Here is a 21,482-nt window from a genome sequence, read left to right on the forward strand (position 1 = left end):
GTTTATTCATTTAAAGAAAGAGCGACTTATTTGGCATTTAATGCATTTAACTGTTTTGCAGCCTCGAGCGCAAAGTAAGTCAAGATACCATCGGCACCAGCGCGGCGGAAGCCTATTAACGACTCTAAGATGACCGCATCTGATAACCAGCCATTTTCAATAGCGGCCATGTGCATCGCATACTCACCAGAGACTTGATAAGCAAAGGTGGGCACACCAAAGGTGTCTTTTACTTCACGGATTAAGTCCAAATAAGGCTGACCTGGCTTAATCATCACCATATCTGCACCTTCATTGATATCCATTGCCACTTCATGCAAGGCTTCCGCACGGTTACCAAAGTCCATCTGATATTGCTTCTTATGTCCGCCTTTTAAGTTACCAGCACTACCAACTGCATCACGGAAGGGGCCATAATAGGCAGAGGCATATTTGGCAGAGTAAGCCATAAGACCAGTGTTCACAAAGCCTTCTTCTTCAAAAGCTTCACGAATGGCCAAAATACGACCATCCATCATGTCACTGGGAGAGATGATGTCTGCGCCAGCACGTGCATGAGCTAAGGCTTGCTTCACCAACACATCAACTGTATCATCATTAACCACATAGCCAGTTTCATCTAGCAGACCGTCTTGTCCGTGTGAAGTATAGGGATCAAGTGCTACGTCTGTCATCACGACCATCTCTGGCACTTCTTTTTTTAGTGCACGTACCGCTCGGCAAGCTAAACCATCTGGATTATAAGCTTCTCTACCATCTTCTGTTTTTAAACTGGCATTAATAACAGGGAAAATATCAACCGTAGTGACACCTTCGGCTAACAATTGTTTGGCATAATCAACCAGTAAGTCAATTGATAAACGTTCAACGCCTGGCATGCTAGGTACTGTCTCACGCTGATTTTCGCCCTCTAAGACGAAAACTGGGGCAATAAGATGCTTGGGCAACAGCTCAACTTCACGCACCATGGCGCGGACATGATCGTGTACACGTAAGCGGCGTAAACGGGTGTGTGGGAAAGTACGATTAAAAGTATAACTCATAATAAATCCTAGAATATATAATAAGTAGGACTTACGCAAAAATACGATTTCAAGGCTTTAAAAGCGGCTGGTTATTATTTATGGAGCGTCTGGCTCTACCTTCAGAGGACTCATAAATGATTACCAGTTGCCATAACATCTACTCGTGCGTAAATCCTAATAAGAATAAAGCTATCTTATATGAAGGTATATTAGGATCTGTTCAGTAGTTAACAGAGCCTAAAGTTAGCCTGCTTTGCGTCAAGGATATGATAAGTTGTCGAAGACGAAGACATTATCAAGGATACGACACGATATACGCATGCATAACTTATAATTTCATTATAACGTAGAATAAGGTATGTTTTGAGTTCAAGAAATGATACAAGTTATAACTAAACATGGATGCGTTGTTTGGTAATGGGTCATATTATTATTGCACGATAATACAAATAGTTTTCGCAAAAGTTGTTATTTTTAGCTTTAAATCAGGACACAGAAATAGAAGATCATTATGAGCGACAACACTATACAGCCTTTGAATCCCCCTACAACTCAGTCAGAAGGCATAAGTCAAGCAAGTACGCAACAAGCCCAACAAATAGATATCAAGCGCCGTAGGCTATTAGCCTTATCTCTATTGGGTATGGGTGGAATGGGACTAGCAACTACGCCATTGCATTCAGCTTTTGCTGCACCTACATCCTCAACTGGTGCTTGTGCACCTGCCATTATCCCGACACGTTTGTTTTCTAGCTCCAACTTAGTTACAGATCAAGGTCGCAGTAGAATGGCATTTAAACGCCTGGCTTGTGCTGGTTTTGATATAAAAAACAAAGAGGTAGTCCAGCGTAAATATATGCGTTTTGGTGGTACAGATACCCAGCGTAGTGATGACTTACAAGATATTGCTAAAGGTATATTTGCCGCACCAAAACTACTATTAGCGATACGTGGTGGTTATGGAGCGATGCGACTGCTTGAGTCAGTAGATTGGCGAAGTTTGGGTCATATAATGCAGCAGCATGGCACTATCTTGGCTGGCTTTAGTGATGTAACAGCCATACAGTGTGCATTATTGGCGCAAGGTAGGATGAGTAGTGTGGCAGCACCGATGTTATATAGTGAGTTTGGTAAAAGTCAGCCAGATAAAGTCAGCTGCCAAGGCTTTGTTGAGGCGCTTACCAACCCTAATTTAAGCATCCAGCTAGGGCAGCAGTCGTCCTCTATCGCAACTGGCAGAACGATCTCAGGAGTACTATGGGGCGGTAATTTAAGTGTTGTTTCTGCTTTGGCAGGCAGTGCTTATCTGCCAAGACCTGATGGTGGAATTGTATTCTTAGAAGAGGTGGGTGAGCAACCATTTCGGATAGAGCGTATGCTTTATAGCTTATATTTAGCAGGAGCGTTTAAAAATCAGCAAGCCATTGTGCTCGGTGCCTTTAGCAGAGTCGGTAAAGATGGCTATGATGGCAATTATGGGTTGGCACAGGTAATGGAGCATTTATCGCAATTGACCAACTTACCAGTATATACCGGCTTGCCCTTTGGGCATGTCGGACGCAAACAAAGCTTTCCGTTAGGTGCCATGTGTCAGTTAACTGCCTCTTCTGCTGGGGTGTCGCTCAACTTTAGTGGCTATCCGGTGATAGAGCCCAACTTGATCTATGCCGATGCGCTGTGGCAGTAGTACATTCAATTAATGATTAGCTAAATACGAACTTAGATTAATCCATAAGCTAAGTATAAATTAAAATTATTTTTTTATTAATAGGCTAATTATTGATGTTATCGCCTTTTTTTTATGGGCTTACTATTGGATTCTCTCTAATCCTTGCAATCGGTGCACAAAATGCCTTCGTGCTTAAACAAGGTTTAAAAAATCAGTACGTTTTTTGGGTCTGTTTAATTTGTGCCCTTTCAGACTCAGCATTAATATATCTAGGTGTAACAGGATTCTCTACGGTCATATCTCAATATCCATATGTCACGGTATTAGCTAAATACTTTGGAGCAATATTCCTACTCTGGTATGGGTTTATCAGCTTTAGAACAGCGTTTCAAGATAAAAGCATCTTAACTCCAAGTGATGTCGAAGAAAGCTCCTTTATTAAAGTAATAGGGGTGTGTCTTGCTTTTACTTGGTTGAACCCACATGTATATTTAGATACCCTAGTTTTAATGGGTTCTATTTCAACCCAATTTACAGGCAATGAATTTGAATTTACTTTAGGCGCTATTTTAGCTTCTTGGTTATTCTTTTTTGCATTAGGTTACGGCTCTCGTTTACTAAGACCTGTATTTGAAAACCCAAAAGCCTGGGATATTTTAGAGTTTATCATTGGTGTAGTTATGTGGGGGATCGCCATAACCTTACTTATGAAAAAAGTTTAATAAGATATAAGTTTTTTCTTAAAAAATAGTTACTTTGTATTGTCTACAAAACATAGACTAAAATAACGATAAAAGAAAATAGCCTAAGCATCCAGAGTAATAATAAAACAATAGAATCAGAGTTCGAGCATACATTAACTAACTAAGATGCCTACATAAGATATAGTGGGACATAGGCGGCATTATAACTATCCCTTTGAATAGCACAGCTCAAACGTAGAGTTTTTTATAAAATACCCATAACCGTAAATACCCCCGAGTAGCTTTGAGGATATCAAAGACTTCGGTGAATACCAACTTCTACATTACATCCTTTTCTATCTTTATTTATCGTTATTTTTGAATCACCTTATCCAAAATAATTTTTGAGTTGATACTCATGATTCCTTTAACTTTATTTAGTTTATTGATGACAAAATTTGAAAACGAATTTAAATCTTCTGTCATGATATACAAAATATAGTTAGATTCGCCGGTGACAATATAAGCATTAATCACTTCTTCAAACATATTAATTTGCTCAAGCATATGTAGATGATCAGTTTCTGTAAGCTGGGACAGTTTAATTTCTACAATCGCAAAAAAATTCATTCCTAATTTTTCGTAGTTAATCTTAGCTTGATACCCTTCAATTACCCCACTCTTTTCCAAAATCTTAACCCGCCGATGGCAAGCTGAAGCGGATAAATTCACTAGCTCAGCCAACTCTTGATTACTTAATCGGGCATTTTGCTTTAAATGCTTTAATATCTTGTGGTCAATCACATCAATTGTCATTGCTGAATATCATCCTAATTTAATAAATATAATTAGAATAATATCCTAATTATGAGCAATATTAAACATGATAATAGGAAGATTGACGAATTATTTAATGCTAGTATTAATTTATAAATCTTTATTATCAAAAGGAGTGAATAATCATGATTACTCAGGAACAATGCCGTGAATGGGATAACGAAGACCCTCTTGCAAAATTTAAAGATGAATTTGTATTGCCTTCTGGTGTCATCTATCTTGATGGTAATTCATTAGGAGCAAAACCTAAAACGGCCCTTGCAAAAGCTGAGCAAGTCATCTCAAAAGAATGGGGGATAGATCTTGTCAATAGCTGGAATAAAGCGGACTGGTGGGGACTAGCGACCCGACTAGGTGATAAGATTGCTCGATTGATGGGTGCCAACCCTAACGAGACGGTGGTTTCAGATTCTACCAGTATCAATTTATTTAAAGTATTGGCAGCGGCTATTAAGCAACAAGCCGAAGTAGCTCCTGATCATAAGGCTATCATTGTCGAAAGAGATGTATTTCCAACCGATATTTATATCGTACAAGGGTTTATTGACTATATTGATCAAGGTTACGAGTTAGTACTGCTTGAAGATCCTAATGACTTGGAAAAAGTGTTGACTGACAATAAGGTAGCAGTGACCGTGTTGTCACACGTGAATTACCGCAACGGTTATCTATACGACATGGAACAATGCAATCAGCTTATCCATAAGCATGGGTCGCTGATAATTTGGGATTTATGCCATTCGATTGGGGCGGTGCCGATGGACCTGAATAAGACAAATAGTGACTTTGCTATTGGCTGTACTTATAAATATCTAAATGGAGGTCCAGGTTCTCCTGCCTTTGCTTGGGTAAATCAAAAGCATCTAAATAAGTTTAGTCAACCTCTTTCTGGTTGGTGGAGTCATAAGCAACCCTTTGCGATGGCAGACAGTTATGAGCCCGCAGAAGGAATACGGCGCTTTTTATGTGGCACTCAAAGCATTGTGTCTATGAGCTTGATTGAATGTGGCTTAGACATCTTCTTGGCTACTACAATGGAAGAGGTACGTAAAAAGTCGCTTAAATTAACCGATTTATTTATGGATTTAGTCGCACAAGAATGTGGGGAATTTGGCTTAGAACTGATTACCCCTAAAGACCACCATTTCCGTGGTAGTCATGTAAGTTTTGAACATAAAGAGGGCTATGCAATTATTCAAGCACTGATTGCCCGTGGTGTGATTGGGGATTATCGTGAGCCTGAAGTCCTAAGATTCGGTATTACGCCTTTATACCTAAGCTATGAAGATATTTGGACAGCGGTGCAAGAGCTTAAGCAGGTTATGCAAAACGAAGAATGGAAAAATGAGAAGTTTCAGGTTCGTGCTGCGGTGACCTAATGCAAAACCTTGTTTAAACCCAAGTGGTGTTCATACAGGGTGAATGCATGACATTAAGTTGTGGGTGAAAACTAAACTAGTAATGGTACATACTTTGCTAATTAAAAATAAGTCAAAGCGGGTGCAACGGTTTGTCCTTGCACCTGAGCCAGAACTTACCCAAGCTTTACTTGATAAAAAGTGGTTGGTATTGTTGGTTTCACTCACTGTTACAGGAAGTTTTCATTTTAAAGGAATAATTATGTCAACCACTGTATCTAACCCTTTGCCTAATAGCCCCAATTCCAAAAAAATTGTTACTGCGGCCATCATCGGCAGTGCTTTAGAGTTTTATGATTTTGTACTCTATGCTTTTTTTGCAGTTTATATTGGTAAAGCTTTTTTCCCTTCTGACGATCCCTTCATCAGCTTGTTGTTGTCATTAGCAGTATTTGGTATTGGATTTATAACGCGTCCACTCGGCAGCATTATCTTAGGTATCGTGGCTGACCGTAAAGGGCGTAAAATTGCCCTGTTACTTACCATTCTTTTTATCACTGTGGGTACCATAGGGTTGGCTTTGACACCTTCTTATGCCAGTATTGGTATTGCTGCTCCGATTATCGTTTTAACCTGTCGTTTATTACAAGGATTTGGGTTAGGGGGTGAAGTTGGCCCCTCTTCGGCCTTTTTAATCGAAAGCGCACCCTCGCATAAACGTGGGTTATTTGGAAGCTGGCAACTAGCGTGTCAAGGTTTTGCAGCCATTATGGCAGGTGCTTTCGGGATAATAATGATATTATCTTTAAATACTGAAGATATGTTCGCTTGGGGTTGGCGGGTACCCTTTTTCTTGACGCTTTTACTGATTCCGATAGCCTTATATTTGCGTAACAACATGGCTGAGACTTTGCATGAAAATGATGTAAATACCTTGTCTTCGCCTACTAACTCCCTTCATTCATCTGATAAAGCTCATCCCTCAAAGACCAAAAAAGCTTACGTCCCTTCGGTTGTTAAAACGGGTGAATTTTGGCGTAAGGTTTTTATAGCATTTTGGGCAATTGCTGGTATCACCGTGCCCCTTTATATCTCTATCTATATGAATACGTATGCGACAACCACTTTGAAGCTGAGTCCTGCCATTTCTATGTCAGCCACACTGGTTTCTGGTATCGCCATATTGATGTTTGCAGTATTAGGCGGTTGGCTTAGCGATAAATTCGGCAGAAAAAACCTCATGTTTTGGCCACGGATTGTCTTAGTCCTTATATCCTTACCCCTTTTTAATTACTTGGTAAATAATATTGGATTGTCATCATTGATGATAACAACCTTTGTTCTGACTGGATTTACGGCATTAAGTGGTGGCGCTTGTTTGGTAGCGGTTCCTGAATTATTTGATAGAAAAATTCGTGCCACAGGGCTTTCTGTCGCCTATGCAGGAGTGGCTATTTTATTTGGTAGCACAACTCAGCCCGCTATTGCTTGGCTTATTGAGTGGACAGGTAGCCCTGTTGCGCCAGCGTGGTATATGATGTTTATCGTTTCATTATCAATCATTGCGGTTTGGTTTATGGAAGAAACTGGCAATAAGCCATTGAAATAACTAAGCCAATAACTAAGCCAATAATGTCACTTAGACAATAACTATGCCATAGCTAAACCAATTACTAAACCAGTAGCTAAACCAATTACTAAACCAATGAAATTTGCACTATTTATTATGTGGAGAATATTATGAACCAACATCCTTTGCTCGTTGAATTAGAGCAAACTGCTGATAAGTTTGCCAAAATCCGTCAGGACATTCACCAACACCCTGAATTGGGCTATGAAGAATTTCGTACCAGTGATTTGGTGGCAAAAAATCTTGAAGCTTGGGGTTACACGGTTACTCGAGGTTTGGGCGGTACAGGCGTGGTCGGTCAATTAAAAAAAGGCGATGGTAGCCGAACTTTAGGGTTGCGAGCCGATATGGATGCTCTACCCTTAACTGAGCTTACGGATTTACCCTACGCCAGCAAGTATGAGGGAAAAATGCACGCTTGCGGTCATGATGGACATACCGCTATGCTATTGGCAGCGGCCGAGTATTTAGCGCTACACGCTGACTTTAATGGCACGCTTAATCTAATATTTCAACCTGCTGAAGAAGGGCTTGCAGGGGCCAAACGTATGATAGATGAGGGCTTGTTTGAAAAATTTCCCTGCGATGCCATATTTGGCATACATAATATGCCAGGCTATAAGCCAGGACAGCTTTGTTTTAATGAACAAGCATTGATGGCATCTGGAGACCGTATCGATGTTACGCTTCATGGCAAAGGTGGCCATGGTGCAATGCCTCATTTGGCAAATGATCCTGTCGTGGCAGGTGCGGCAATTATTATGGGATTGCAGACTATTGTTTCTCGTAATATTGACCCTTTAAAAACGGGCGTGATTACGGTTGGGGAGTTTAAATCAGGTCATACAGATAATGTCATCCCCGATACTGCCGTATTAAAATTAAATGTTCGAAGCTTAGACCCTGACTCACACTCAACATTGTTAGAGCGTATACAGGAGATGGTGAACCATCAAGCAGCTGCTTATGGTGTCACTGCTAGTTTTAACTTTATCACTCATTATCCTGTGCTAATGAATGACGCTGAACAGACTCAATTTGCTTATAAAGTAGCCCAAGAGTTGATTGGAGAAGATAACACACTCACTGATATAAAACCTTTAACGACCAGTGAAGATTTTGCCTTCTTCTTACAAGAAGTACCAGGGTGTTATTTATTTATTGGCAATGGGGATGAAACCACAGGGGGACCTGGTGCTTGCTCAATCCATAACCCAAACTATGATTTTGATGACACTAACATTCCTATCGGCGCTGCTTACTGGGTTTTATTAACCCAAAAGTTTTTAGTATAAGGTTCTCTGTACACGACAAAAAAGCTGACTAAGGACAAGGCATAATAGTAATTTTTTTCACGAACCACACTATGCCAAACCTTAATCAGCTCATAAGTATATTATCGCAAAACCTAACCATGAACAAGGCAAGACCAACCTGTTTAGCCTTAATTATTCTAGCGATCATACAAGTACAAAGCAGTAGCCTTAAACAAATAGCAAGAGGATTTATAAAGCCTGGTTAAAATGGCTAAATAAAGAGCAAATAAAGTTTTGCATTCGCATCACACACAACACCTTGGTACCTAATCATCAGGGTAAATTGGTGCAAGTAAAAACATCATTACCTCATCTATCTCATCATGAAACGTTTATGTTAGCCAGAGTCGTTTGCATGGCGCTAAAGTTCGTCTATTTGCAAGGCGTGATACGGACAATGATTATGTCATTGTGGCGACCAACAATTTATAGCTAAACTCAAATTAAAATACACACTCTGTATTACCTTTGAGGTCGCATTTATTGGTGCGTGGAACGACACCCTACCGATGGTTTTGTGTATTAAAATATAGTATTAGCAATAGAGCCTACGGATGTGGGATTAAGGCTGTACAGCAATACCCTAAAAGACGAAAGCTTAAGAAACAAGGTCGACCCCAGCAAAGTTTGTTTGCTATTGGTTTGGATATCCTGATTGATGGTTTGCGTGCGTATTTCTTTGCTGGTAATCGACGTGTGTTTGAGATTTTGGTAAGTTATTTGTCTCCTAGACCACGACCTTTGAGGCTTTGAGCGTTTTTGTCGTGTATAGAGAAAAAAAGGAGTAATATCTAAATGGATACTAAGACATGGTCTGAAACCCTCAAGCTGAGTATTAAAAAATACTTCCCTAAAAATGAAGAGGATTTTGTTAATAATATTTTCTTAATTCTTCCATTATTAGACATGCTTTCCAATGTAGTTTTTTTTGTCAAGGATGCACAAGCTAGATATAGAGTTGTTAATAAAACACTGGTTAAGCGCTGTGGTTTAGATAGTCATCAACAACTATTGGGTTTAACAACTGAGCAGGTTTTTTTACAGAAAAGAGGGGCTGAATACCTAACTCAGGATTTTAAGGTGTTAAAAAAGGGTGTTGTTATAAAAGATAAGCTTGAACTTCATAGATATGCGTCTGGAAAGATGGGATGGTGTATTACTCATAAGATTCCAATTTATGGGTTAGGTCAAAAAATTATAGCTATGGTTGGGGTCTCTATAGATGTTGATAATGACAATGAAAGAGTATTAAGGAAGCATAACCAACTAGCTATTGTTGAAAGCTATATTAAACATAATATTGATCAAAGGATAAAGGTTTCTTATTTAGCGGAAATAGCTGGTTTAAGTCAATCTCAATTAGAAAGAGTATTTCAGACAGTTTTAAAAATGACCCCAATACAGTTTATTCAAAAAATACGCTTAGAGCATGCTATTAACCTTTTAAGTCAACCAGATCTATCAATTACAAATATTTCATTAAGTTGCGGTTATGCTGATCATAGTGCTTTCAGTCGTCAATTTAAACAACTGACTGGGTTATCGCCAACTTCTTTTAGAACTTCGTATTTATAGTTGTGATAAAATGCCAGTGATAAAAATAATATTTTGAACCAACTGTTCATCTGATGTAGTTTTAAAAAATAGTTAATTTTTTAGCCGTTCTAAGATTTATTCTTGGAGCGGTTTTTTTATTGGGTGTATCTCATTTGACTGTACAATTATTAAGTTGTGCAGAATTCAGCATATTTCAAATGAAAAATATCAAGATATTGTAGTTTTAAAGGGTTAGTCTGTTATTAGTTGCTTTGATTAATAAATATATTGTTCATGGATGAAAGAGAGGATTGATATGTCGTTACCACCCTACAATATAAAAACAATAGATTCACATACTGGGGGTGAGCCCACCCGCATGGTGTATGAAGGTTTTCCAAAGCTTAAAGGGGAGTCTATAAAAGATAAGCTAAGCTATTTTAAGCAGAATTTAGACCATATCAGAAAAAGCATTATTTTGGAGCCGAGAGGCAATGATGTTTTGGTTGGTGCTCTTCTTTGTGAGGCTTCCAATCCGAAAGCAGCAACTGGCGTTATTTTCTTTAATAACTCAGGTTATTTGGGAATGTGTGGTCATGGAAGTATCGGTGTGATTATCTCTCTTGCATATCAGGGAAAAATTCAACCTGGTGAGCACTATCTTGAAACACCTGTGGGTTTAGTAAAAACAGTGTTGCATGAGGATGGTAGTTGCAGTGTGGAAAACGTGCCCTCTTATCGATATGCCAAGCAGGTTGAAGTGACTGTTCCTGGTTTTGGTTCATTGAAAGGTGATGTTGCATGGGGAGGTAATTGGTTTTTTTTAGTTAATGAACACAACCAAAAAATTGCGTCAGAAAACGTTGGTGAACTCACTCAATTTAGTTTGAAAATAAAGAAGGCATTGTCTGACTCAGGTATCACTGGTGAAGGTGGTGCTGAGATTGATCACATTGAGCTTTTTGCAAAAAGTGAAGATGATAATGTGAACAGCAAAAGTTTTGTGCTATGTCCAGGAGCTGCTTATGACAGATCGCCTTGTGGAACCGGTACAAGTGCCAAGCTGGCGTGTTTGGCAGCGGATGGCTCATTGCAAGAAGGGGAGCTATGGGTTCAGCAAAGTGTCATCGGTAGTCTCTTCCAGGCCAGCTACCAAAATGCAAGCTTATCAGTGAAGAAAGAGCAAACACTTCCACCCAATATTGATAATGCAATCATACCGACCATAAGAGGTCGGGCCTATGTTTGTGCAGAAACCGTCTTAATCATTCAACAAAATGATCCTTTTAAATGGGGAATAACTCTGTAGGGATCTACCATAACATCTGCTAATGAGCAGCCTAAAGGTTGATAGTAATTTATGCAGAAAACTCCTCTATTTTGTTAATTTTAAAGTTGAAAAAGAGATGGTTAATAAGACGTATGACATACATATCATAGGCGGTGGAATAATCGGGCTCTGTTCGGCGATTGCACTACAAGAACGCGGTGTGAAAGTTTTACTCATCGAAGCCGAGGAAGTGGGAAAGGGCGCTTCTTATGGGAATGCAGGACACATTGCAACAGAGCAAGTTTTTCCAATTGCTGATGCCAGTGTTTTAAATCAAATACCTGCGATGTTGCTTAACCCAGAAGGTCCATTACGAATAGATTGGAAATATATCCCTCGTTTGTTGCCTTGGGCTTTTCGGCTGTTGCTGAATATGTGCCCCGGCCCTTTTGAAAAGACTCACAAAGCCTTATTGGAAATGAACGCGCACAGTTTGAGCGCTTGGCAAGACTTTGCGAAAAAGTGGGACTTGAATCAATGGGTCAAGGTGGAGGGGTCATTATTGGTTGCCGAGAAAAAACAAAGCTACCAAGAGCTAATCTCGCATGGGAATCGTTTGAATGAGATGGGGGTACAAAACACTCTTGTTGAACAAGAAGAGCTTTTAGCCTGTGAGCCAGCGCTTAATAACAATCAGCTTGGTGCTTTGTTTTTTCCAGACACCGGTCATATCACAAATTTAGATGGGGTTACTGAGCAGCTTGTTAATGAGTTTAGGCAGCTAGGTGGTGATGTGCTCGAACAGTGTCGAGTAATCAATGCAGTTAGTGGTTTGGAAGGGGTTCAGCTAACAACAACACAAGGGAGTATGTTGGCTGACAAGGTTTTGGTATCAACCGGAGCTTACTCTAAAGCTTTGGTAAAACAATTAACAGGTATCTCTGTACCGCTAGATACAGAGCGTGGGTATCATCTCATGCTGCCTCAAGAGAAAGACGTATTTAAGGTACCAGTGTCTAGTATAGACCGTCGTTTTATCATGACACCAATGGAAGGTGGTCTTCGACTTGCAGGGACGGTGGAGTATGCAGGTCTTGAAGCACCGCCAAACATGAATAGAGCAGGCATGTTATTAAAGAATGCTCAAGGAATGTTGAATCACTCTCTCAACTCTGAAAATAGTACTAAGTGGATGGGTTTTAGACCATCAACATCGGACTCTCTTCCCGTAATTGATAGATATGACCGTGTTTTTCTGAATTTTGGTCATCAGCATCTTGGACTTACCCAGGCTGTGACAAGTGCTGAAATTATCACTGCTCTTTATTTTAATGAAGAGCCTCCAGTGAGTAGAAGTCCATATAAGATTGAACGTTTTCAATAAAACTGCTCTCAAGAAGATTTTTGAAATTCTTGAGGGTAAAAACAAATGGTAAGAGCATCTTACTCATTATCTTCAATGTAAATAAGGAATTTAAAAATGAATATAAATGGAATTTTAGTGCCGATCGTGACTCCTTTTGATAACAACGGCAATGTTGATACGGCTGTTTTAACCACCATCGTGAATGCTTTCATTGAGAAAGGAGTGGCAGGTATTGTGGCATGTGGCACAACGGGTGAATATTACACATTTTCACCTGAAGAGCGCGAATTGGTTCTAACGACTATTGCAGAGGCTGTAAAAGGAAAGGTCACGCTAATGGCAGGCATTAATAGTCTTTCAACAGATCATTCTATTGAGCTTGCCGATCAGGCCAAACAGCTTGGTTATGACGGCTTAATGCTATCTGCGAACCCTTATAGCTTGCCGAGTCAAGATGGCGTTATTGCGCACTTCGAAAAAGTGGCAGATGCAAGTAGCTTGCCAATTATTATGTATAACTTTCCTGACAGAGTGGGTGTAAGCCTTGAATTTGACACCGTTGCTCATTTGGCAAAACATCCAAATATTGTCGGCATCAAAGAGAGTAGCGGCGACTTTAGCCATGCGCTTCGCATGATGCAAGCGAACTTCGAGAACTTTGAAGTGGTTTGTGGGTGTGATGATCAGCCAGTAGACTTCTTCTTTTGGGGATCGAAAAGTTGGATTGCTGGCGCAGCGAACGTTTTCCCTGAAGAGCAGGTGAAACTGTTTAATGCGGCTCAAGATGGCAATTGGGATCTAGCGAAGCAAATCATGAGTGATATATATCCAGCGATTCATTCTATGGAATCAGGGAATTATAACCAAAAGGCTAAAGCAGGCTGTTTGAAGGGTACTGTGAATGTTGGCGATGTTCGCCTTCCATTGGTTGCAATGTCAAAAGAAGAAACTGATGAGTTCCTAAGCCTTCTGTCATAAAGCTGGTAATAAAACACGTACTTTCATTTTATATAAGGATATAGAAATGACAAAAACAAAAGAGCAGGTTTTTGAACAAGCAAAAAAGCAGAGCTTATGGGCTGGACATTTAGTTGCATCTGAAAACATCTCTACAGAGGTAATGGATAATTATAGCCCTATAGAAAACAGTGTTATTGGACAGATTGCCAAAGGCAATGAAAAAGATATCGACACTGCTGTTGAAGTGGCTAGAAACGCCTTTGAAAATGGTGCATGGAAGGCCTTATCACCATCTGAGCGCAAAGCTGTTATGAAGCGTTGGTGTGATTTGATGACTGAGCATCTAGAAGAGCTTGCTGCTTTAGATTGTGTTGATGCGGGTAAGCCCATCACGGAATGCTTAAATACAGATATGCCGGCGACTATCGAAACGTTTGAATGGTATGCCGAGGCTGCAGATAAGGTGTTCGGGAAAATATCTCCCACAGGTTCTGATGCCTTAGGTTTGATTGTTGAAGAGCCGATAGGCGTAGTTGGTGTTGTGCTGCCATGGAATTTTCCTGCACAAATGTATGCGTGGAAAGTAGCGCCAGCGTTAATTAGTGGAAACTCAGTGATTGTTAAGCCAGCAGAGCTTACATCACTTTCAGCCTTCAGACTAACAGAACTGGCTTATGAGGCGGGAGTGCCTAGAGAAGCATTGCAATTGGTTTGTGGGCTAGGAGAAGATGTTGGTAGAGCATTAGGCCTACACAACGATGTGGATATGGTTTCGTTCACTGGTTCAACAGAAGTGGGCCGTATGTTTTTACAGTATTCAGCACAAAGCAATTTAAAAGAGATTGTTTTAGAGTGTGGTGGTAAGAGTCCTCAAATCGTATTTGAGGATGCACTCATTAACGCAAATACAGTTGAGCACATCTTGTCAGCCGCTTTTTGGAATATGAGTGAAAACTGTAGCTGTGGATCACGATTATTGGTTCACTCCAGTCAAAAAGACAACCTGCTGTCTATGTTGAAGCAGGAGTTGAAAAACTGGAAGGTGGGATCGCCTTATGATGTCGATGTTTCGATTGGGCCGATGATTGAGGAAACACATTTCAATAAAGTAGTGAGTCACCTGAATACTGCTAAAGAGCAAGGTGCTACCTTGATCGCAGGCGGGCAGATTAAACAAGATATCGGTAGTGGCTGGTATGTAGAACCAACGATCTTTGATGATGTTAGCGCTGATATGACTTTGTTCCAAGAGGAAGTTTTTGGACCAATATTAGCTGTTACTACTTTTGAAACAGAAGAGCAGGCCATCGAGTTGGCCAACCAAACAAAGTACGGACTAGCCGCTTCATTCTATACGCAGAACATTCATAGAGCGTATCGCGTGGCATCTGCTATTAAAGCGGGAACAGTGTCAATTAATGGCTTCTCAGAAGGGGATATTACTACGCCTTTTGGTGGGTATAAGCAGTCAGGTTTTGGTGGACGTGATAATGGACTAGAAGCGTTATCACAATACACGCAAACCAAGACAATTTGGTTGGTTAACTAGATTAAAGACTATGAGAGATCAATACTTGTAGTTCTACTATTATCTTATTAATCACAGCGTTATAGATCAACTAACAAGGAAGTTTAGTTATGGAAAATATTATTAATGCTATTGTTGGGTATATATGGAGTGACGCCTTAGTTTACCTCGCTCTAGGAGTGGGTGTCTATTTTACAATTATGACTCGAGGGGTTCAGTTCCGATATTTTAAGGAAATGATTAATCTTTTATTCGATAAAGATAACTCTAAAGAAGGGATTAGTTCATTCCAAGCATTCTGTATGTCCTTATCAGGACGTATTGGTGTCGGTAATATTGCAGGTGTGGCAACCGCAATCGCTGCAGGTGGCCCAGGCGCTGTATTGTGGATGATTATCATGGGACTGCTTGGCGGTGCCAGTGCTTTTGTTGAGTCTACTCTTGCACAGGTTTATAAGCACAGTGTAGATGACCAGTATCGAGGTGGCTCACCGTTTTATATTGAAAGAGGTCTGAAGCTCAAGCCTTTTGCGATTTTAGTGGCCGTTGTGACTTGTTTGTCCTATGGTGTTTTGGTTCCGGGTGTTCAAGCAAATACCATTGCTGACTCTTTCCAAACAGCATTCAATATTCCACCAAGCATAACTGGTCTACTTATTGTTGTGCTACTAAGTATTATCATTTTCGGTGGTGTAAAAAGAATAGCAAGCTTTGCCGGCAAGGTAGTCCCTCTGATGGCTATTGGCTATATTGGCTTGATGGCTATTGTCCTACTGTTTAACCTAGCCAATATCCCCTCTATGTTAATGCTAATCATCAAAAGTGCATTTGGAATGGATGCGGTATTTGGTGGTATTGTTGGTACGGCTGTTTCTTGGGGTGTTAGACGCGCTGTGTTTTCAAACGTTGCGGGTGCTGGTGAAGCGACATTCAGTTCAGCGGCAGCAGAGGTTTCTCATCCAGCAAAACAGGGTCTTGTTCAAGGTTTTTCAATTTATGTAGACACTGTATTGGTTTGTACAGCTACTGCTCTGATGATACTGTCGACTGGCATGTATAATGTAATCACGCCAGAAGGTGTGACTTTGGTTGAGAACATGCCTGGAATTGCGGCAGGTACTGCATATACTCAGGCGGCTGTCTCTACTGTTTTTGGTTCGTATGGTAGTGGTTTTGTGGCGTTAGCAATTTTCTTATTCGCCTTCACTTGTTTGATTGCTTACTACTATATTGCAGAAACGACACTGGTATACTTGGACAATAAGCTTCGTTATCCTATTCTAAAACCCCTTCTGAAAATTGTTTTCTTAATTGTGTGCTTCTCAGGCAGTATTCAGTCTATTGGCATGATGTGGGCGTTGGGGGATATTGGGTTTGGTAGTATGTGTTACTTAAACTTCGTTGCGATTGTGCTATTAAGTAAAGTGGCATTTAAAGTACTTAAGGACTACGACGAGCAAATGAAGCAAGGCCTAAATCCGGTGTTTGATCCTAGAAAAGCGGGTGTTGAGAATGCCGAATTTTGGATTAAATATAGCGATACATTTGGGCATAAGGATAAGTAAACATCCACGTATTGATGTAGTTTTTTAATGATCCTTGCATCTTATACCTATTCTATAAAATAACCTATCTTCGTCAGACTCATTGAACCTACTATTGTAGCGTTTGCACTCGTGTAGCGTTTGCACTCGCCTTCCTCGATAGGTTTATTTCTAGATTTGGTATTATAGGGGTATTAAAAAATAATATCGTAAAATAGCAGGCAAAGAAAAAGGCTTCCAATTGCTTGGAAGCCTTTTTTCTGTTTTCATCGTTCTATATAATGGTACCCGGAGCCGGACTTGAACCGGCACGATCTTGCGATCGAGGGATTTTAAATCCCTTGTGTCTACCAATTTCACCACCCGGGCAAAACTTTTTAATTTTTAATCTTTTATAAGTAAGTTCTTGGTAGTGAACTCGTTAAGTGCGCGTATATTAGCATAAAAATAATATTCGTCAACACTTTTTTTCTTTAATTTATAAAACGCCTAAGCGTAAATTTGGAGGCTGAGGTCGGAATCGAACCGGCGTCCACGGATTTGCAATCCGCTGCATAACCACTCTGCCACCCAGCCATTTGAGGTCAACTATAATAACAAATAAAAATTAAAATACAAGCCATATTGGCAATATATTTCAAATTTATCTGCCAAACCGCTAAAAATTGAGCAAAAAGTCGCATTTTGACAGTAAGCGACTCGGATTATTGGTGCGTCATGGGGTACAATATAGCCACCGATACTGGATATTATAATCCTATTATTGATTATTCCCTTTAACACCTTTTTAGAATTTAAATATTTAGATTTTAAACATGATGGAGTCCAATATGTCAGATGCTTCAGCAGTACTGCTTGATGGTAAGGCGCTTGCCAAACAAATCGAACAAGACTTAAGCCAGCGCGTGGCGACCTTGATTGAAAAGACAGGGCGTACCCCGATTTTGGCAACGATTTTGGTCGGTGATGATCCTGCCTCAGCCACTTATGTACGCATGAAGGGCAATGCCTGTAAGCGTGTGGGTATGGAGTCAATTAAGGTTGAGATGCCAGCGAGCACCACGACGGATGAGCTGTTGGCCAAGATTGATGAGTTGAATAACAACCCAGATGTGCATGGCATCTTGTTACAGCATCCTGTGCCTGCACAAATTGATGAGCGTGCGTGCTTTGATGCCATTGATTTAAACAAAGACGTGGATGGCGTGACTTCATTAGGCTTTGGACGTATGAGTATGGGTGAGCCAGCGTATGGCTCGTGCACACCACAAGGCATCATGCACCTGCTTGAGCATTACGGCATTGCGCTTGAAGGTAAGCATGCGGTGGTGGTCGGTCGTAGTGCCATTTTGGGCAAGCCGATGGCGCAAATGTTGTTAAATGCCAACTGCACAGTGACGACTTGCCACTCACGTACTCAAAACTTAGCTGAGCATGTGGGCCGTGCAGATATTATTGTGGGTGCGGTCGGTGTGCCTGAGTTGATCAAAAAAGACTGGATTAAGTCTGGTGCTGTGGTGGTGGATGCTGGTTTTCATCCAAGAGATGGTGGCGGTGTCGGTGATGTTGAGCTGACCGGTATTGAGTCGATCGCCTCAGCTTATACGCCTGTACCTGGTGGTGTGGGTCCGATGACGATTAACACCTTGATTCGCCAAACCGTTGAAGCTGCCGAGCAGGCTGCTGAATTAAGTTAGCTGGTTTGCCTATCCTATTTTACTTATTATGTTGAGCGTGGAGGCTATCTTGGGCGTGTAGCTACACGCTCTTTTTTTTACTTCTGACTTAACGGTCGCCAAAAAATAAAGACAACTCATATAGTTAACTGCTTATATAAAGTTAACGCTTTGAGCGATTTTAGGTTTTAAAAGTGAGAAATGGAGGTAGGTATGCAGCCAAAAAGTGATTGGGATAGCAACATTCAGGCATTGGGTGAGTTATTGGTCGATGTTAGCCATTATATTGCATTATTGGTCATCGGTTTTGTGGTGGTATGGGCCGCAGGGACAGAGTTTGTCGGTATTATTCAAAATGGTAAGGCAGCATTAAAAGATATTTTAATGCTGTTTATTTATTTAGAGCTGTTGGCGATGATTGGGATTTATTTTAAAACGCATCGTTTGCCAGTACAGTTCTTGATTTATATTGCTATTACCGCTTTATCACGCCACTTGGTGGTTGATGTACAAGCAGTGTCTGAGACCTTTCATTTATGGTTGCTAGTTACCATTACTGTTTCTATATTTATACTAAGTTTGGCTGTATTTGTGCTGACTTGGACTGCTAATTTGTATGGCAGCCCTGAAGATAGTAATGTATTGCATAAACATCAAAAAAAACCACTATCTAAGCCAGAGAAAGTGATGAAACCAGATGTGGAAGTAAAAAAAGAATAAAATAAAGAAGTCTAGGGCGTGTCTTCGTTTTGAAAATGGTGATAACTATGTTGACAAACACCGAAAATCAGGAGTTATCATTATAGCCAGCCTGACTTTTTAAATTGACGGTATAAAATTGCACAGGTTGTAAAAATAGCCCCTAAAATTACAAAATAAGCATATTCATAGTGCAACTCTGGCATAAAGTCAAAGTTCATGCCATATATGCCAGCTACTGCTGTTGGTACTGCCAAGATACCTGCCCAAGCAGCCAGCTTGCGAACTACCTCGTTTTGCCCCATATTGACCACTGCCAAATAGGTATCCATGGCGACACTGAGCATCTCATTGAGCCCGTTTACCGCATCTAGTGCTCGTAGCAGATGATCGTTGACATCGCGGAAGTACGGCTTGGCTGCATTTGGAAAGGTAGAAACTAGGTCGTCTTTTTTATGATTGATAAAAAAGTTACAAACATCTTGCACAGGCAACATCACGGCACGCATATGTACCAGTTGTGATTTGAGCTTATATAAGCTCTTTAATGTGTCTTGACTGAAGGTGTAGGAGAAGATATTACGCTCTTGCTCACGCAGATACTCACCTAAGCTGTCGGTGATCGGTAAGTAGCTGTCAACCACATAATCGAGTACGGCATGCAATACAAATACAGGGCCCATTGCCATTTTTTCAGGGCGGCGGTGGCAATAAGCACGGACAGGAGCGTAGGAGTTTGAAGCACCCGTACGGATGGTGATGATGTAGTTATTTCCCATAAACATCGAAGTGGTGCCATAGTGAATTTTGTTGTTGGACAAAAAGGCGGTACGTACGACCACGAAAATGGCGTTGTTGCCATAGTTTTCGATTTTGGCACGTTGATTTTCATTAAAGGCATCTTCTAATGCCAGTTCGTGGATATCGAAAGCTTTTTGTACGGTTTGTACGGTTTCCATGCTGGGGTCATATAGACCTAACCAGATAAAGTGGCTTTTATTAGTTAGAGTGCGACTAACAGCATCTAGGCCAATTTTCTCTACAAACTCTCCAGTTTTGCGTGAATAAACACAGCAATTAACCACCTCGTTAATTCCAGAGTGTTCAAAGTCTTCAATACGCTCGGCATCTGGGTCATAGACGGCCATGGTGGAGGAGATGATCTCTTTGGCAGCTTTAGGATCTAGCAATCGAGTATAATCATCATAAATATCGCCAGTCATTTTTGGTTGTTTATTTGCTTTACGTTTTAATTTGCTTGGAATTATCAGCCTTCTTTTGGTTTTTTGGCTTTTTGTATTTTCTGCTGATGTTGGTGTTGCTAGCATTGGCGTTGAGAGGCGTTGGTCTTTGTTATTATTTGCTGTGGTCATGATGTTTTCACAATTGATGGAATATAAATAAATCTTAGGGCTTTAGGTGCTTAAAGCGCATATCGTTGTAAGGTATCGATATCGACTAGCTCAAGCAGACTTTCATGACAAGCGGTGAGTTTAATCTTAGGGGCAACACCGTGATCTAACGCATCTAACCAGCGTAGCGCACAAACACACCAGTAATCACCTGGTTTTAAGCCAGGGAAGCCAAATTGTGGTACAGAGGTGACGAGGTCATTTCCAGTTTTTACCGAAAAGTTTAAAAACTCACTGGTCATTTTTGCACAGACGGTATGCAGGCCAACATCTTGTGGTCCAGTATGACAAAATCCATTGCGATAATAGCCAGTGATCGGATCAAAACAGCAACTGGCCAGCTCTGTGCCAAGTACATTACGTTGATTTAAACTAGGGTTTGGGTGGCGTGATGACATAAATCAGATCTCTTGGTAACAGTTGAGTTTTTCAGGAAATACAAGAATATGGCTGTGACTATATTAGTCCGTTGAGCTATATAACATAACCCTGAACCTAAAATGAAATGGTAACATATCTTATCGATCAAGGCTCAATTCGCTTACGATGCATTGCGCTGTTGTTTGCTCTGTCTTTTCTTTAGGACTTACGTACGAGTAGATATTATGGCAACTGCTAATCATTTATGAGTCCTATGAAGGTAGAGTCAGACGCTCCATAAATAATAATCAATCGCTTTTAAAGCCTTGAAGTCGTATTCTTGCGTAAGTCCTATTCTTGCGTAAGTCCTATTCTTATAATTTTTTCGATGATGGGGTTGTAGGCGTGATCATTTTTGATAAAATTCAAGTGTTTCTCTAGGCGAACGTGGATAGCTATGCTAGACTAAAAAGGTTGTGCTGTTCATTTAATTATTTTGTAAGCTTTCACGATATTGTAAGCTTATAATTTTTAACATACCGTACTAATTACTTACACTTTAACTAACGATTTGGTCATGACTTAGAAATCTGTATAATGAGATGTCACTACC

Annotated in this window: 17 protein-coding genes and 2 tRNA genes; 13 read left to right on the forward strand and 6 right to left on the reverse strand. The window is 40.4% G+C overall.

Going from position 1 to position 21,482, the window contains the following annotated elements; all coding sequences use genetic code 11:
- Positions 1-26 precede the first annotated feature (26 nt).
- Positions 27-1,043, reverse strand: coding sequence for a porphobilinogen synthase (gene hemB, locus H140_RS0101210; RefSeq protein WP_019671831.1), 1,017 nt, complete (start codon positions 1,041-1,043; stop codon positions 27-29).
- Between the two features lie 493 nt (positions 1,044-1,536).
- Between hemB and H140_RS0101215 the strand changes: the two genes are divergently transcribed.
- Both H140_RS0101215 and H140_RS0101220 read left to right on the forward strand, forming a co-directional pair.
- Positions 1,537-2,712 (forward strand): LD-carboxypeptidase, encoded by a 1,176-nt coding sequence (locus tag H140_RS0101215; protein WP_019671832.1) that lies wholly within the window; start codon positions 1,537-1,539, stop codon positions 2,710-2,712.
- A 95-nt stretch (positions 2,713-2,807) separates the two neighbouring features.
- Entirely contained in the window at positions 2,808-3,416 is a 609-nt protein-coding gene (locus tag H140_RS0101220; RefSeq protein ID WP_019671833.1) for a LysE/ArgO family amino acid transporter, read from the forward strand.
- Between the two features lie 333 nt (positions 3,417-3,749).
- Here the strand turns inward: H140_RS0101220 and gigD are convergent, their stop codons facing one another.
- Complete coding sequence (gene gigD / locus H140_RS0101225) at positions 3,750-4,193, reverse strand: Lrp/AsnC family transcriptional regulator GigD (protein ID WP_019671834.1); 444 nt, start codon at positions 4,191-4,193, stop codon at positions 3,750-3,752.
- Positions 4,194-4,339: 146 nt separating this feature from the next.
- On the opposite strand from gigD, the gene kynU reads away from it, so the two are divergent.
- From kynU to H140_RS0101270, 9 genes are all read left to right on the forward strand, one after another.
- Positions 4,340-5,593: a kynureninase gene (gene kynU, locus H140_RS0101230; protein WP_019671835.1), complete on the forward strand. Its 1,254-nt coding sequence runs from the start codon at positions 4,340-4,342 to the stop codon at positions 5,591-5,593.
- 241 nt (positions 5,594-5,834) lie between these two features.
- Positions 5,835-7,181: an MFS transporter gene (locus H140_RS0101235; protein ID WP_026348722.1), complete on the forward strand. Its 1,347-nt coding sequence runs from the start codon at positions 5,835-5,837 to the stop codon at positions 7,179-7,181.
- 131 nt (positions 7,182-7,312) lie between these two features.
- Positions 7,313-8,497 carry a M20 aminoacylase family protein gene (locus tag H140_RS0101240; RefSeq protein ID WP_019671837.1) on the forward strand — a complete coding sequence of 395 codons (1,185 nt, stop codon included), beginning with the start codon at positions 7,313-7,315 and terminating at the stop codon, positions 8,495-8,497.
- An 816-nt stretch (positions 8,498-9,313) separates the two neighbouring features.
- Positions 9,314-10,093 carry an AraC family transcriptional regulator gene (locus tag H140_RS0101245; RefSeq protein ID WP_019671838.1) on the forward strand — a complete coding sequence of 260 codons (780 nt, stop codon included), beginning with the start codon at positions 9,314-9,316 and terminating at the stop codon, positions 10,091-10,093.
- Between the two features lie 277 nt (positions 10,094-10,370).
- On the forward strand, positions 10,371-11,363 hold the full coding sequence (locus H140_RS0101250) for a proline racemase family protein (protein WP_019671839.1): 993 nt from the start codon (positions 10,371-10,373) through the stop codon (positions 11,361-11,363).
- Positions 11,364-11,385: 22 nt separating this feature from the next.
- Positions 11,386-12,708, forward strand: a complete 1,323-nt coding sequence (locus tag H140_RS0101255) for an NAD(P)/FAD-dependent oxidoreductase (RefSeq protein ID WP_019671840.1) — start codon at positions 11,386-11,388, stop codon at positions 12,706-12,708.
- 96 nt (positions 12,709-12,804) lie between these two features.
- Positions 12,805-13,668: a 4-hydroxy-tetrahydrodipicolinate synthase gene (gene dapA, locus H140_RS0101260; protein WP_019671841.1), complete on the forward strand. Its 864-nt coding sequence runs from the start codon at positions 12,805-12,807 to the stop codon at positions 13,666-13,668.
- A gap of 46 nt (positions 13,669-13,714) precedes the next feature.
- The gene (locus H140_RS0101265) at positions 13,715-15,199 is read left to right on the forward strand and encodes an aldehyde dehydrogenase (RefSeq protein WP_019671842.1); all 1,485 of its coding nucleotides are present in this window, start codon (positions 13,715-13,717) and stop codon (positions 15,197-15,199) included.
- An 89-nt stretch (positions 15,200-15,288) separates the two neighbouring features.
- The gene (locus H140_RS0101270) at positions 15,289-16,743 is read left to right on the forward strand and encodes an alanine/glycine:cation symporter family protein (protein ID WP_026348725.1); all 1,455 of its coding nucleotides are present in this window, start codon (positions 15,289-15,291) and stop codon (positions 16,741-16,743) included.
- 261 nt (positions 16,744-17,004) lie between these two features.
- On the opposite strand, the gene H140_RS0101275 is transcribed toward H140_RS0101270, so the two are convergent.
- A tRNA-Leu gene (locus tag H140_RS0101275) sits at positions 17,005-17,091 on the reverse strand.
- Positions 17,092-17,224: 133 nt separating this feature from the next.
- Positions 17,225-17,298, reverse strand: a tRNA-Cys gene (locus H140_RS0101280).
- A gap of 254 nt (positions 17,299-17,552) precedes the next feature.
- Here H140_RS0101280 and folD point away from each other — a divergent pair.
- The gene (folD, locus tag H140_RS0101285) at positions 17,553-18,419 is read left to right on the forward strand and encodes a bifunctional methylenetetrahydrofolate dehydrogenase/methenyltetrahydrofolate cyclohydrolase FolD (RefSeq protein WP_019671844.1); all 867 of its coding nucleotides are present in this window, start codon (positions 17,553-17,555) and stop codon (positions 18,417-18,419) included.
- Between the two features lie 192 nt (positions 18,420-18,611).
- Positions 18,612-19,118 (forward strand): phosphate-starvation-inducible protein PsiE, encoded by a 507-nt coding sequence (locus H140_RS0101290; RefSeq protein ID WP_019671845.1) that lies wholly within the window; start codon positions 18,612-18,614, stop codon positions 19,116-19,118.
- An 80-nt stretch (positions 19,119-19,198) separates the two neighbouring features.
- Here the strand turns inward: H140_RS0101290 and corA are convergent, their stop codons facing one another.
- The gene (gene corA / locus H140_RS0101295) at positions 19,199-20,245 is read right to left on the reverse strand and encodes a magnesium/cobalt transporter CorA (RefSeq protein WP_051086835.1); all 1,047 of its coding nucleotides are present in this window, start codon (positions 20,243-20,245) and stop codon (positions 19,199-19,201) included.
- A 275-nt stretch (positions 20,246-20,520) separates the two neighbouring features.
- Positions 20,521-20,907 carry a DUF2237 family protein gene (locus H140_RS0101300; protein WP_019671847.1) on the reverse strand — a complete coding sequence of 129 codons (387 nt, stop codon included), beginning with the start codon at positions 20,905-20,907 and terminating at the stop codon, positions 20,521-20,523.
- Between the last annotated feature and the right edge of the window lie 575 nt (positions 20,908-21,482).

It is taken from the genome of Psychrobacter lutiphocae DSM 21542, assembly GCF_000382145.1.
GTDB classification, from domain to species: Bacteria; Pseudomonadota; Gammaproteobacteria; order Pseudomonadales; family Moraxellaceae; genus Psychrobacter; species Psychrobacter lutiphocae.

Coding starts and splice junctions, on each gene's coding strand:
- hemB (WP_019671831.1), bottom strand. CDS start 1,043: ATGAGTTATACTTTTAATCGTACTTTCCCACACACCCGTTTACGCCGC.
- H140_RS0101215 (WP_019671832.1), top strand. CDS start 1,537: ATGAGCGACAACACTATACAGCCTTTGAATCCCCCTACAACTCAGTCA.
- H140_RS0101220 (WP_019671833.1), top strand. CDS start 2,808: ATGTTATCGCCTTTTTTTTATGGGCTTACTATTGGATTCTCTCTAATC.
- gigD (WP_019671834.1), bottom strand. CDS start 4,193: ATGACAATTGATGTGATTGACCACAAGATATTAAAGCATTTAAAGCAA.
- kynU (WP_019671835.1), top strand. CDS start 4,340: ATGATTACTCAGGAACAATGCCGTGAATGGGATAACGAAGACCCTCTT.
- H140_RS0101235 (WP_026348722.1), top strand. CDS start 5,835: ATGTCAACCACTGTATCTAACCCTTTGCCTAATAGCCCCAATTCCAAA.
- H140_RS0101240 (WP_019671837.1), top strand. CDS start 7,313: ATGAACCAACATCCTTTGCTCGTTGAATTAGAGCAAACTGCTGATAAG.
- H140_RS0101245 (WP_019671838.1), top strand. CDS start 9,314: ATGGATACTAAGACATGGTCTGAAACCCTCAAGCTGAGTATTAAAAAA.
- H140_RS0101250 (WP_019671839.1), top strand. CDS start 10,371: ATGTCGTTACCACCCTACAATATAAAAACAATAGATTCACATACTGGG.
- H140_RS0101255 (WP_019671840.1), top strand. CDS start 11,386: ATGAGCAGCCTAAAGGTTGATAGTAATTTATGCAGAAAACTCCTCTAT.
- dapA (WP_019671841.1), top strand. CDS start 12,805: ATGAATATAAATGGAATTTTAGTGCCGATCGTGACTCCTTTTGATAAC.
- H140_RS0101265 (WP_019671842.1), top strand. CDS start 13,715: ATGACAAAAACAAAAGAGCAGGTTTTTGAACAAGCAAAAAAGCAGAGC.
- H140_RS0101270 (WP_026348725.1), top strand. CDS start 15,289: ATGGAAAATATTATTAATGCTATTGTTGGGTATATATGGAGTGACGCC.
- folD (WP_019671844.1), top strand. CDS start 17,553: ATGTCAGATGCTTCAGCAGTACTGCTTGATGGTAAGGCGCTTGCCAAA.
- H140_RS0101290 (WP_019671845.1), top strand. CDS start 18,612: ATGCAGCCAAAAAGTGATTGGGATAGCAACATTCAGGCATTGGGTGAG.
- corA (WP_051086835.1), bottom strand. CDS start 20,245: ATGGCCGTCTATGACCCAGATGCCGAGCGTATTGAAGACTTTGAACAC.
- H140_RS0101300 (WP_019671847.1), bottom strand. CDS start 20,907: ATGTCATCACGCCACCCAAACCCTAGTTTAAATCAACGTAATGTACTT.